The 13141-nt window shown below is 58.2% G+C and carries 11 protein-coding genes; 10 read left to right on the top strand and 1 reads right to left on the bottom strand.

Annotated features, from left to right (window positions below):
• The first annotated feature begins 170 nt into the window (after window positions 1-170).
• The 6 genes from dnaJ to NHU87_RS17510 all read left to right on the top strand — a co-directional run bounded on the left by dnaJ (window position 171) and on the right by NHU87_RS17510 (window position 7752).
• Window positions 171-1295, top strand: a complete 1125-nt coding sequence (dnaJ, locus tag NHU87_RS17535) for a molecular chaperone DnaJ (protein WP_253551143.1) — start codon at window positions 171-173, stop codon at window positions 1293-1295.
• A gap of 9 nt (window positions 1296-1304) precedes the next feature.
• Window positions 1305-2111, top strand: a complete 807-nt coding sequence (gene dapB / locus NHU87_RS17530; RefSeq protein WP_253551141.1) for a 4-hydroxy-tetrahydrodipicolinate reductase — start codon at window positions 1305-1307, stop codon at window positions 2109-2111.
• 259 nt (window positions 2112-2370) lie between these two features.
• Window positions 2371-3507: a glutamine-hydrolyzing carbamoyl-phosphate synthase small subunit gene (gene carA, locus NHU87_RS17525; protein ID WP_253551138.1), complete on the top strand. Its 1137-nt coding sequence runs from the start codon at window positions 2371-2373 to the stop codon at window positions 3505-3507.
• A 117-nt stretch (window positions 3508-3624) separates the two neighbouring features.
• Complete coding sequence (carB, locus tag NHU87_RS17520; protein ID WP_253551136.1) at window positions 3625-6846, top strand: carbamoyl-phosphate synthase large subunit; 3222 nt, start codon at window positions 3625-3627, stop codon at window positions 6844-6846.
• Window positions 6843-7319 carry a transcription elongation factor GreA gene (greA, locus tag NHU87_RS17515; protein ID WP_007942892.1) on the top strand — a complete coding sequence of 159 codons (477 nt, stop codon included), beginning with the start codon at window positions 6843-6845 and terminating at the stop codon, window positions 7317-7319. The genes carB and greA overlap by 4 nt, the downstream gene beginning before the upstream one ends.
• A gap of 28 nt (window positions 7320-7347) precedes the next feature.
• Window positions 7348-7752 (top strand): MFS transporter, encoded by a 405-nt coding sequence (locus NHU87_RS17510; protein ID WP_253551127.1) that lies wholly within the window; start codon window positions 7348-7350, stop codon window positions 7750-7752.
• Between the two features lie 9 nt (window positions 7753-7761).
• Here the strand turns inward: NHU87_RS17510 and NHU87_RS17505 are convergent, their stop codons facing one another.
• The gene (locus tag NHU87_RS17505) at window positions 7762-8070 is read right to left on the bottom strand and encodes a YhbY family RNA-binding protein (RefSeq protein ID WP_007900503.1); all 309 of its coding nucleotides are present in this window, start codon (window positions 8068-8070) and stop codon (window positions 7762-7764) included.
• 101 nt (window positions 8071-8171) lie between these two features.
• Between NHU87_RS17505 and rlmE the strand changes: the two genes are divergently transcribed.
• The 4 genes from rlmE to glmM all read left to right on the top strand — a co-directional run bounded on the left by rlmE (window position 8172) and on the right by glmM (window position 13128).
• Window positions 8172-8801 carry a 23S rRNA (uridine(2552)-2'-O)-methyltransferase RlmE gene (gene rlmE, locus NHU87_RS17500; RefSeq protein WP_007900501.1) on the top strand — a complete coding sequence of 210 codons (630 nt, stop codon included), beginning with the start codon at window positions 8172-8174 and terminating at the stop codon, window positions 8799-8801.
• A 202-nt stretch (window positions 8802-9003) separates the two neighbouring features.
• A complete protein-coding gene (ftsH, locus tag NHU87_RS17495) occupies window positions 9004-10914 on the top strand; it encodes an ATP-dependent zinc metalloprotease FtsH (RefSeq protein ID WP_052965666.1) in 1911 nt (636 codons plus the stop codon).
• A gap of 8 nt (window positions 10915-10922) precedes the next feature.
• Window positions 10923-11774 (top strand): dihydropteroate synthase, encoded by an 852-nt coding sequence (folP, locus tag NHU87_RS17490; RefSeq protein ID WP_253551125.1) that lies wholly within the window; start codon window positions 10923-10925, stop codon window positions 11772-11774.
• A gap of 16 nt (window positions 11775-11790) precedes the next feature.
• Window positions 11791-13128 carry a phosphoglucosamine mutase gene (glmM, locus tag NHU87_RS17485; RefSeq protein WP_253551115.1) on the top strand — a complete coding sequence of 446 codons (1338 nt, stop codon included), beginning with the start codon at window positions 11791-11793 and terminating at the stop codon, window positions 13126-13128.
• Window positions 13129-13141 lie beyond the last annotated feature (13 nt).

The following is a 13141-nucleotide window of genomic DNA, read 5'->3' as shown; positions in this document are numbered from 1 at the left end:
TGGCGGTATGACCGAAAATGCTCCTGCTTTTCGAGTCGAAAGTACCGCATTGAATCAAAGACCAGGATCGTTGAATTGACGTGAGTTGGGTCCGGGCCTGTATTGGGGCTCAACGAGTTTGGCGAGGCTCAGGAGAGGTTTGCCGAACGTCCTTAAGAGTGCAAAGACTTATGGCAAAGCGTGACTATTACGAAGTATTGGGTGTTGAGCGTGGTTCAAGCGAAGCGGACCTGAAAAAGGCCTACCGTCGCCTGGCGATGAAGCACCACCCGGACCGTAATCCCGATGACAAAGCGTCGGAAGATATGTTCAAGGAGGCCAACGAGGCCTACGAAGTGCTGTCCGATTCCAGCAAACGCGCGGCCTATGACCAATACGGTCATGCCGGTGTCGACCCGAGCATGGGTGGCGGCGGTGCCGGGTTTGGCGGCCAGAACTTCTCCGACATCTTTGGCGATGTCTTCAGTGACTTCTTCGGTGGCGGTCGCGGCGGTGCTCGTGGCGGCGCTCAGCGCGGCAGCGACCTGCGTTACACCCTGGAGCTGAATCTGGAAGAAGCGGTGCGCGGCACGACCGTGAATATCCGCGTTCCGACACTGGTCAACTGCAAGCCGTGCGATGGCTCGGGTGCCAAGAAAGGCTCCTCGCCGATCACATGCCCGACGTGCGGCGGTATTGGTCAGGTGCGCATGCAGCAGGGCTTCTTCTCGGTGCAGCAGACCTGCCCGCGCTGCCATGGCCAAGGCAAGATCATTTCCGATCCGTGCGATTCCTGCCATGGCGAAGGTCGTGTCGAAGAGTACAAAACCCTGTCGGTGAAAGTGCCAGCCGGTGTCGATACCGGTGACCGTATTCGTCTGTCTGGCGAAGGCGAGGCGGGTGCGCAGGGTGGCCCGACCGGCGACCTGTACGTGGTGATCAATGTGCGTGAGCACGCGATCTTCCAGCGTGACGGCAAGCACCTGTTCTGCGAAGTGCCGATCAGCTTCGTCGATGCAGCGCTGGGCGGCGAGCTGGAGATTCCGACCCTCGATGGTCGGGTCAAACTGAAGATCCCTGAAGGGACTCAAACCGGTAAGCAGTTCCGTGTTCGTGGTAAAGGCGTCGCGCCGGTTCGTGGTGGCGGTGCTGGTGACCTGATGTGCCGCGTGGCGGTCGAAACTCCGGTCAACCTGGGTCGTCGTCAACGCGAATTGCTGGAGGAGTTCCGCAGCTCCCTGGCTGGCGACAACAGTCACTCGCCGAAAACCACCGGTTGGTTCGAAGGCGTGAAGCGCTTCTTCGGCGATTTGTAAGGAGTCGGCATGCGACGTATAGCTGTGATGGGCGCTGCCGGGCGCATGGGTAAGATTCTGGTCGAGGCAGTGCAGCAGCGCGCGCCGCTGACTGGCTTGACGGCCGCCATTGTGCGTCCTGGCAGCACGCTGATTGGCGTGGATGCCGGTGAGCTGGCATCGCTGGGGCGAATCGGTGTGCCGTTGTCCGGTAAACTGGATGCGGTGGCTGATGAGTTCGATGTGTTGATCGACTTCACGCTCCCGGAAGTCATGCTGAACAACCTGGCGTTCTGTCGTAAGGCGGGCAAGGCCATGGTGATCGGCACCACGGGATTGGACGCGGCGCAGAAGCAGTTGCTGGTCGAGGCGAGCAAGGATATTGCGATTGTGTTCGCGGCCAATTTCAGTGTCGGTGTAAACCTGTCGCTGAAGCTGCTCGATATGGCGGCTCGTGTGCTGGGTGATGAGGCTGATATCGAAATCATCGAGGCCCATCATCGGCACAAGATCGATGCGCCTTCAGGCACGGCTCTGCGCATGGGCGAGGTGATCGCTGGCGCGCTGGATCGTGATCTGCAAAAGGTTGCGGTCTATGGTCGTGAGGGTCACACCGGTGTGCGCGAGCGTGAAACGATCGGCTTCGCCACTGTTCGCGGTGGTGATGTGGTCGGTGATCATACGGTGCTGTTCGCCTGTGAGGGCGAGCGACTGGAAATCACGCACAAGGCATCGAGTCGCATGACCTTCGCCAAGGGTGCGGTACGTGCAGCTTTGTGGCTGGACGGTCGTGAGCCAGGCCTTTACGACATGCAAGACGTACTCGACCTGCGGTAAGATGCGCCCGAAATCGGGTTCAAACATAGCGTTTGGGCCCGGTTTTAAACTGCCAAGCGACGTCCTGTCGCATTCTCCGGCCTTTAGGGCTCATTGGCGGTAGACCAAAAATGCCTTTTTCTGTAAGCTACAGCTTTAGTGTGTCCACTAAAAGCGCGCAGAATAATTCGGTGAAGAAGCGGGGTGACGTGTCCATACGTCACTCCGCTTTTTTACAACCTGCGATCGCCCTTTCAGGCTTTATTTACGGGAGGTCTTCTTGACTAAGCCAGCCATACTCGCCCTTGCTGATGGCAGCATTTTTCGCGGCGAAGCCATTGGAGCCGACGGTCAAACCGTTGGTGAGGTGGTGTTCAACACCGCCATGACCGGCTATCAGGAAATCCTTACCGATCCTTCCTACGCCCAACAGATCGTTACCCTGACTTACCCGCACATCGGCAACACCGGCACCACGCCGGAAGACGCCGAGTCCGACCGCGTCTGGTCCGCTGGCCTGGTCATCCGTGATCTGCCATTGGTTGCGAGCAACTGGCGCAACACGATGTCCTTGTCCGACTACCTGAAAGCCAACAATGTAGTGGCAATCGCCGGTATCGACACTCGCCGCCTGACACGCCTCCTGCGTGAGAAAGGCGCGCAGAACGGCTGCATCATGGCCGGTGACAACATTTCCGAAGAAGCCGCCATCGCCGCCGCTCAGGGTTTCCCGGGCCTCAAAGGCATGGACCTGGCAAAAGTCGTCAGCACCAAAGAACAGTACGAGTGGCGCTCGACTGTCTGGGATCTGAAAACCGACAGCCACGCGACTCTGGATGCCTCCGAGTTGCCATACCACGTGGTTGCCTACGACTACGGCGTCAAAGTGAACATCCTGCGCATGCTGGTCGAACGCGGTTGCCGTGTGACTGTTGTACCGGCGCAGACTCCAGCCGCTGAAGCGCTGGCACTGAAGCCGGACGGCGTGTTCTTGTCCAACGGCCCGGGCGACCCTGAGCCATGCGACTACGCGATCCAGGCAATCAAGGACGTGCTGGAAACCGAGATTCCGGTGTTCGGTATCTGCCTCGGTCACCAACTGCTGGCGCTGGCCTCCGGCGCCAAGACCCTGAAAATGGGTCACGGCCACCACGGTGCCAACCACCCGGTCCAGGATCTGGACAGCGGCGTGGTGATGATCACCAGCCAGAACCACGGTTTTGCGGTAGACGAAGCGACCCTGCCAGGCAACGTTCGGGCGATCCACAAATCGCTGTTCGACGGCACCCTGCAAGGCATCGAACGTACCGACAAGAGCGCCTTCAGCTTCCAGGGTCACCCTGAAGCCAGCCCTGGCCCGAACGACGTAGCGCCACTGTTTGATCGCTTCATCAACGAGATGGCCAAGCGACGCTAATCGCTCGCCCTGATGTAGCGAAGCCTGAGGGCGGTCCCGAAACCGGTGGCCCCCTCAAGGCTTCAGAGATTGAACAAGACGGCTTGCCGACTGACCTGCGGATTTGAGTGACAACCCATGCCAAAACGTACAGACATTAAAAGCATCCTGATTCTCGGTGCTGGCCCGATCGTGATCGGCCAGGCCTGCGAATTCGACTACTCCGGCGCCCAGGCCTGTAAAGCCCTGCGCGAGGAGGGTTACCGCGTCATCCTGGTGAACTCCAACCCGGCGACCATCATGACCGACCCGGACATGGCCGACGCCACCTACATCGAGCCGATCAAGTGGCAGACCGTTGCCAAGATCATCGAAAAAGAGCGTCCGGACGCGGTGCTGCCGACCATGGGTGGCCAGACTGCACTGAACTGCGCCCTGGACCTGGAGCGCGAAGGTGTTCTGGAGAAGTTCGGCGTAGAAATGATCGGCGCCAACGCTGACACCATCGACAAGGCCGAAGACCGTTCGCGCTTCGACAAGGCGATGAAATCCATCGGTCTGGACTGCCCGCGTTCGGGTATCGCCCACAGCATGGAAGAGGCCAACGCAGTCCTCGAAAAGCTCGGCTTCCCGTGCATCATTCGTCCGTCCTTCACCATGGGCGGCACCGGTGGCGGTATCGCTTACAACCGTGAAGAGTTCGAAGAGATCTGCGCCCGTGGTCTGGACCTGTCGCCGACCAAAGAGCTGCTGATCGACGAATCGCTGATCGGCTGGAAAGAGTACGAGATGGAGGTTGTCCGCGATAAGAAGGACAACTGCATCATCGTTTGCTCGATCGAAAACTTTGACCCGATGGGCGTGCACACCGGTGACTCGATCACCGTTGCTCCGGCACAAACCCTGACGGACAAGGAATACCAGATCATGCGTAACGCCTCGTTGGCGGTACTGCGTGAGATCGGCGTGGAAACCGGCGGCTCCAACGTTCAGTTTGGCATTTGCCCGGACACTGGCCGCATGGTCGTGATCGAGATGAACCCGCGGGTATCCCGCTCTTCGGCACTGGCCTCGAAAGCCACTGGTTTCCCGATTGCGCGTATCGCTGCCAAACTGGCGATCGGCTACACCCTGGACGAGCTGCAGAACGAAATCACCGGCGGCGCTACTCCTGCGTCCTTCGAGCCGTCCATCGACTACGTCGTGACCAAGCTGCCACGCTTCGCCTTCGAGAAATTCCCGAAAGCCGACGCACGCCTGACCACTCAAATGAAGTCGGTCGGTGAAGTCATGGCCATCGGCCGGACCTTCCAGGAATCCCTGCAGAAAGCCCTGCGCGGTCTGGAAGTGGGTGTTTGCGGCCTGGACGAGAAGCTCGACCTGAGCAACCCGGAAAGCATGAGCATCCTCAAGCGCGAACTGACCGTGCCGGGCGCCGAGCGTATCTGGTACGTCGCTGAAGCGTTCCGCGCCGGTCTGTCGGTCGAAGATATTTTCGGCATGAACATGATCGATCCGTGGTTCCTGGTGCAGATCGAAGATCTGATCAAGGAAGAAGAGAAGGTCAAGACCTTGGGTCTGGCCAGCATCGACCGCGACTTGATGTTCCGCCTCAAGCGCAAAGGCTTCTCCGACATGCGTCTGGCCAAGCTGCTGGGCGTGACCGAGAAGGCTCTGCGTCGTCACCGTCACAAGCTGGAAATCTTCCCGGTCTACAAGCGCGTTGACACTTGCGCCGCCGAGTTCGCCACCGACACCGCTTACCTCTACTCGACGTACGAGGAAGAGTGCGAAGCCGCGCCGTCGGGCCGCGACAAGATCATGATCCTCGGCGGCGGTCCAAACCGTATCGGCCAGGGCATCGAGTTCGACTATTGCTGCGTACACGCGGCACTGGCCCTGCGCGAAGACGGTTACGAGACCATCATGGTCAACTGCAACCCGGAAACCGTTTCCACCGACTACGACACCTCCGATCGTCTGTACTTCGAACCAGTGACCCTGGAAGACGTACTGGAAATCGTCCGCGTCGAGAAGCCTAAAGGCGTGATCGTTCAGTACGGCGGCCAGACTCCGTTGAAACTGGCACGTGCCCTGGAAGAAGCCGGCGTGCCAATCATCGGCACCAGCCCTGACGCCATCGACCGTGCCGAAGACCGTGAGCGCTTCCAGCAAATGGTTGAGCGTCTGAACCTGCGTCAGCCGCCAAACGCCACCGTGCGCAGCGAAGACGAAGCGATTCGTGCCGCGGCCAAGATCGGTTACCCGCTGGTGGTTCGTCCGTCCTACGTACTGGGCGGTCGCGCGATGGAAATCGTCTACGAAGAAGAAGAACTCAAGCGCTACCTGCGTGATGCGGTGAAAGTGTCCAACGACAGCCCGGTGCTGCTCGATCACTTCCTCAATTGCGCCATCGAAATGGACGTGGATGCAGTCTGCGACGGCACCGACGTAGTGATCGGCGCGATCATGCAGCACATCGAGCAGGCCGGCGTTCACTCCGGTGACTCCGCGTGCTCCCTGCCGCCGTACTCGCTGCCTGCTCACATCCAGGACGAGATGCGCGAACAGGTCAAGAAAATGGCCCTGGAGTTGGGCGTTGTTGGTCTGATGAACGTTCAGTTGGCGCTGCAAGGCGAAGACATCTACGTCATCGAAGTCAACCCGCGCGCTTCCCGTACCGTGCCGTTCGTGTCCAAGTGCATCGGTGTTTCCCTGGCAATGATCGCGGCTCGCGTGATGGCCGGTAAAACCCTGAAAGAAATCGGCTTCACCAAAGAAATCATTCCGAACTTCTACAGCGTGAAAGAGGCGGTTTTCCCATTCGCCAAGTTCCCTGGCGTGGACCCGATCCTGGGCCCAGAGATGAAGTCCACCGGTGAAGTGATGGGCGTGGGCGACACCTTCGGCGAAGCCTTTGCCAAAGCCCAGATGGGTGCCAGCGAAGTGCTGCCGACTGGCGGTACCGCGTTCATCAGTGTGCGTGACGATGACAAACCACTGGTTGCAGGCGTGGCCCGTGATCTGATCAACTTGGGCTTTGAAGTGGTCGCCACTGCCGGTACTGCCAAGCTGATCGAAGCCGCAGGCCTGAAAGTACGTCGTGTGAACAAGGTGACCGAGGGTCGTCCGCACGTGGTCGACATGATCAAGAATGACGAAGTCACTCTGATCATCAACACCACCGAAGGTCGCCAGTCGATCGCCGATTCCTACTCCATTCGTCGCAACGCCCTGCAGCACAAGATCTACTGCACTACTACCATTGCTGCTGGCGAAGCTATCTGCGAAGCGCTGAAGTTCGGTCCCGAGAAGACCGTGCGCCGCTTGCAGGATTTACACGCAGGATTGAAGGCATGATCAAATACCCAATGACCGTCCAGGGCGCGAAAGCCCTGGAAGAAGAACACGCTCACCTGACCAAGGTCGTCCGCCCGAAGCTCAGCCAGGACATCGGTACGGCCCGCGAGTTGGGTGACTTGAAAGAAAACGCCGAATACCACGCTGCTCGCGAGCAGCAGGGTATGGTCGAGGCGCGGATTCGTGACATCGAAGGCCGGATTCAGAATCAGGTCATCATCGATGTCACGACCATTCCTCATACCGGCAAAGTGATTTTCGGCACCACCGTTGAAATCGCCAACGTCGAGACGGATGAGCGCGTCACTTACCACATCGTGGGTGAGGATGAGGCTGACTTCAAACTCGGCAAGATTTCGGTGGGTTCGCCACTGGCCCGCGCCTTGATTGCCAAGGAAGAGGGTGATGTGGTCGCTGTGAAAACGCCCGGTGGCGTTATCGAGTACGAGATTGTCGAAGTTCGCCACCTCTGAAAGAAGGCGCCCGCTACGCGCGGGCGCCATGCTTTGGCAGATGACCCAAATGTTGTGGGTTGGCGGCCTGTGGCTGTTGCATATCGGTCTGCTGCCGGTGCTGGGGCGGATTGGCCTGGCACAGCTGCTGATCGACGAAATTGCAGGCATGCTGAATACGCTGATGGTGGGGTTTGCCACAGCGTGTGTGATTTTTCAGGCTTTGGTGCTGATTCAGGCCAAGGGCCTTGGCAGTCTATGGCGCGATATTCGTGGGCAACTGCTGATGATGGCGCTGTATGGGGGCGCGATGTATTTCGCAGTCTATGTCGGCTGGCCACAGGCGGCGCATTGGCAGCTGTTCAGCTATCTTGTTCTGGGATTTTCCGGGCTGGTGCTGGTGATGCAACCGGTGCCGGGATGGAGTGTGAGGGTGCGCGAAGCACACCCTTGACCCTTGCCATCACTTGAAGCGATGGACGTTCGACAGCTGTTTGTTGACGCTGAAGTTCTTGCGGTAAATCAGTGCCATCTTGCCGATGACCTGAACCAGATCGGCTTTGCCGGCCTTGCAGAGTTCTGCAATGGCTGCCAGGCGCGATTCGCGATCGAGGATGTTGAGCTTGATTTTGATCAGCTCGTGATCCGCCAACGCGCGTTCAAGTTCGGCTAGCACACCTTCAGTCAAACCGTTGTCAGCCACAATCAAAACTGGTTTCAGATGGTGGCCAATGGATTTGTACTGTTTCTTCTGCTCTTGAGTGAGCGGCATAATCTGACCCTTTAGTCTGGATTCTGTAAAATGGCGGCCATTTTACCCGAGGGTTCGTGGATCCGCCCAATTAATCACGACCCTTATCATCGAGGTGCCCAATGGCGCGTTCCAAGACAAGCCTTGGTTGGCTGAAAAGACATGTCAATGATCCATATGTGAAGCAGGCGCAGAAGGATGGTTACCGCTCGCGTGCGAGTTACAAGCTTCTGGAGGTCCAGGAGAAATACAAGCTGATCCGTCCGGGTATGAGCGTTGTCGACCTGGGTGCGGCGCCCGGCGGCTGGTCGCAGGTCACTAGTCGGCTGATCGGTGGTCAGGGGCGTCTGATCGCCTCGGACATTCTGGAAATGGACAGCATTCCGGACGTGACTTTCATCCAGGGTGACTTCACCCAGGACGAAGTGCTCGCTCAGATCCTTGAAGCCGTGGGTAATTCGCAGGTGGACCTTGTGATTTCCGATATGGCCCCCAATATGAGTGGTACGCCTGAGGTGGACATGCCAAAAGCCATGTTTCTATGTGAGCTGGCTCTTGATCTGGCGGCTCGGATACTCAAGCCGGGTGGTAATTTCGTGATCAAGGTGTTTCAGGGCGAAGGGTTTGATGCTTACGTGAAGGACGCTCGTCAGAAATTCGACAAGGTCCAGATGATCAAGCCGGACTCTTCCCGTGGCAGTTCCCGCGAGCAATACATGCTGGCTTGGGGCTACCGCGGCCGTAGTGAGTAAATCGAGGTTTTTTTGCGGGTCGATAGGTTTTTCGTATTTCGTCCCGTGAGCATTAGCGAATATTGTGTAGAAAGTGTTTCACAAAGGGTTACAGACGGCGCCTGCCAGAGCCGTAGGTAATGTAGTAAGTTAGGCCGGTGAATATCATGCGAAGCACGCGCCATTAGCGGAGCTTGCTTCAGAGGGTAGTTAATTGAACGATATGGCAAAGAATCTGATCCTGTGGTTGATCATCGCGGCTGTCCTGGTGACGGTGATGAACAACTTCTCCAGCCCTAACGAGCCGCAGACCCTCAACTATTCCGACTTCATCCAGCAGGTCAAGGATGGCAAGGTCGAGCGCGTAGCGGTTGATGGCTACGTGATTACCGGCAAGCGCAACGATGGCGACAGCTTCAAGACCATTCGTCCGGCAATCCAGGACAATGGCCTGATCGGCGACCTCGTGGATAACCACGTGGTAGTTGAAGGCAAACAGCCTGAGCAACAAAGCATCTGGACTCAACTCCTGGTCGCAAGCTTCCCGATCCTGGTGATCATCGCTGTCTTCATGTTCTTCATGCGGCAGATGCAGGGCGGTGCCGGTGGCAAGGGCGGGCCGATGAGCTTCGGGAAGAGCAAGGCGCGCCTGCTCTCCGAAGATCAGGTGAAAACCACTTTGGCTGACGTTGCCGGTTGCGACGAAGCCAAGGAAGAAGTTGGCGAACTGGTCGAGTTCCTGCGCGATCCGGGCAAGTTCCAGCGTTTGGGCGGTCGCATTCCTCGTGGCGTGCTGATGGTCGGTCCTCCTGGTACGGGTAAAACCTTGATCGCCAAGGCGATTGCCGGCGAAGCCAAAGTGCCGTTCTTTACCATTTCCGGTTCCGATTTCGTCGAAATGTTCGTCGGTGTCGGTGCCAGTCGTGTTCGTGACATGTTCGAGCAGGCGAAGAAGCACGCGCCATGCATCATCTTCATCGATGAAATCGACGCAGTCGGTCGCCACCGTGGCGCCGGCATGGGCGGTGGCCACGACGAGCGCGAACAGACTCTCAACCAGTTGCTGGTAGAGATGGACGGTTTCGAAATGAATGACGGCATCATCGTCATCGCGGCGACCAACCGTCCCGACGTATTGGACCCTGCATTGCTGCGTCCGGGCCGTTTCGACCGTCAGGTCGTGGTCGGTCTGCCGGATATCCGTGGTCGCGAGCAGATTCTCAAAGTCCACATGCGCAAAGTGCCAATGGGTGACGACGTCGCTCCGGCCGTGATCGCACGTGGCACTCCTGGTTTTTCCGGTGCCGACCTGGCCAACCTGGTGAACGAGGCGTCGTTGTTCGCAGCCCGTGCCGGCAAGCGCATCGTCGAGATGAAAGAGTTCGAACTGGCCAAAGACAAGATCATGATGGGTGCCGAGCGCAAATCCATGGTCATGTCCGAGAAAGAGAAGCAGAACACCGCTTATCACGAAGCTGGCCACGCTATCGTCGGTCGCGTCGTGCCTGAGCATGACCCGGTCTACAAAGTGTCGATCATCCCGCGCGGTCGTGCGCTCGGTGTGACCATGTTCCTGCCGGAAGAAGATCGCTACAGCCTGTCCAAGCGTGCGCTGATCAGCCAAATCTGCTCGCTGTATGGCGGTCGTATCGCTGAAGAGATGACCCTGGGCTTCGACGGTGTCACCACCGGTGCATCCAACGACATCATGCGTGCCAGCCAGATCGCACGGAACATGGTGACCAAATGGGGCTTGTCGGAAAAACTCGGCCCGTTGATGTACGCCGAAGAAGAGGGCGAAGTGTTCCTCGGTCGTGGCGGCGGTGGTCAGCATGCCAGCTTCTCCGGCGAGACAGCCAAGCTGATCGACTCCGAAGTACGTAGCATCATTGACCAGTGTTACGGCACGGCCAAGCAGATCCTCACAGATAACCGTGACAAGCTCGACGCCATGGCGGATGCCCTGATGAAGTACGAGACGATCGATGCCGATCAGATCGATGACATCATGGCAGGTCGTACGCCTCGCGAACCTCGCGACTGGTCTGGCGGCAGTGATACATCCGGTACGCCTCCGGCGGTGCAGGATGGGCGTCCGGAAACACCAATCGGTGGCCCGGCTGCTGACGTATAAGGTTTGAAATGACTTCTGTTCAGTCCTCGACCCGGTTGCCTTGTGGCAACCGGGTTCTTGATTTGGCCCAGACGCATGTCATGGGCATTCTCAATGTCACTCCCGATTCCTTTTCCGATGGTGGCCAATACAGTCAGCTCGATGCGGCCCTGCGCCACGCCGAGGCGATGGTGGCGGCTGGTGCGACGCTGATCGACGTTGGTGGCGAATCGACCCGGCCCGGTGCCAGGGCGGTTTCCCCCCTTGAAGAGATGGAACGTGTAGCGCCTGTCGTCGAGCGTATTCATCGTGAGCTCGATGTGATTATCTCGGTCGATACTTCCACGCCGGCAGTCATGCGTGAAACCGCAAGGCTGGGGGCGGGTTTGATCAATGATGTGCGTTCGTTGCGCCGAGATGGCGCTCTGGATGCGGCAGCAGCCACTGGCTTACCGGTATGTCTGATGCATATGCTCGGCGAACCGGGCGACATGCAGGACAATCCGCAATACCAGGATGTAACGAAAGAGGTCGGCGAGTTTCTCGCTGAGCGCATGGTTCAATGTGCGTCGGTGGGCATTCCCGCTGAGCGGATTATTCTCGATCCGGGCTTCGGCTTCGCGAAAACCTTGCAGCACAATCTAAGCTTGTTCAAGCATATGGAAGCTCTGCATGCCTTGGGGCGGCCCCTGTTGGTCGGGGTTTCGCGAAAGAGCATGATCGGGCAGGCCTTGAATCGGCCTGTGGGAGAGCGCCTGCATGGTGGTTTGGCGCTCGCGGCACTGGCTTCGATCAAGGGTGCGCGTATATTGCGCGTCCATGATGTGGCCGAAACCGTCGATGTGGTGCGGATGATCGCCGCCGTAGAATCAGCCGAATAAGAATGATGGAGTACTTATGAGCAAAAAATACTTTGGCACCGACGGCATTCGTGGTCGGGTCGGTGAATACCCGATTACTCCTGATTTCATGCTCAAGCTTGGCTGGGCGGCAGGCATGGCTTTTCGCAGCATGGGTGCCTGCAAGGTGCTCGTGGGCAAGGACACCCGGATCTCCGGTTACATGTTCGAATCGGCGCTTGAGGCCGGGCTGACTTCGGCAGGTGCTGATGTGATGCTCCTGGGGCCGATGCCGACACCGGCCATCGCCTATCTGACGCGGACCTTTCATGCCGAAGCCGGCATCGTGATCAGCGCTTCGCACAACCCCCATGACGACAACGGCATCAAGTTTTTCTCCGGAAAGGGCACCAAGCTTCCGGATGAAGTCGAGCTGATGATCGAAGAGTTGCTCGACACCCCGATGACCGTGGTTGAGTCGAGCAAAATCGGCAAGGTATCGCGAATCAATGATGCCTCGGGCCGCTATATCGAATTCTGCAAAAGCAGCGTCCCTACCGGTACCAGTTTTGCCGGGCTGAAGATCGTGATCGACTGCGCTCATGGTGCGACCTATAAAGTGGCGCCGAGTGTGTTCCGTGAGCTGGGGGCCGATGTCGTTGTGCTTTCTGCTCATCCCAATGGCCTGAACATCAATGAGAATTGCGGTTCGACCCATATGGAGCCACTGCAAGCTGCCGTATTGGCCGAGCACGCCGATTTGGGTATTGCCTTTGACGGTGATGGTGACCGGGTCCAGATGGTCGATCACACTGGCACTGTCGTCGACGGTGACGAGTTGTTGTTCATCATTGCTCGCGATCTGCAAGATCGCGGCAAGTTGCAGGGCGGCGTGGTCGGTACGCTGATGAGTAACCTTGGGCTGGAATTGGCCCTGGCGGATCTGGCGATTCCTTTTGTGCGCGCCAACGTAGGCGACCGTTACGTGATCTCCGAGTTGCTGGAGCGCGATTGGCAGGTGGGTGGAGAAAACTCGGGGCACATTGTCTGCTTCAGTCATACCACCACCGGTGATGCAATTATTGCCGCGTTGCAGGTATTGATGGCGCTGAAGAGGCGCGTAGAAAGCCTGGCTCAGTCCCGTCAGGCGCTGCGCAAGTGTCCTCAGGTGCTGATCAATGTCCGGTTTGGCGGTGGTGAGAATCCGATCGAACATCCGACCGTCAAGGAGGCCAGTGACCGAGTCACCCAGGCGATGGCCGGTCGTGGGCGCGTACTGTTACGCAAGTCCGGGACGGAGCCGCTGGTGCGGGTCATGGTCGAGGGCGAGGACGAAACGCAGGTTCGCGGTTATGCCGAAGAGCTGGCAAAACTGGTAACTGAAGTTTCTGTCTGATTTCGGCTTGCCA

It is taken from the genome of Pseudomonas mandelii (assembly GCF_024138395.1).
In the GTDB taxonomy this organism is placed as follows: Bacteria; Pseudomonadota; Gammaproteobacteria; order Pseudomonadales; family Pseudomonadaceae; genus Aquipseudomonas; species Aquipseudomonas mandelii_E.
Note: the sequence above shows the minus strand (reverse complement) of the source record. Positions and strands in the feature narration are given on the sequence as shown.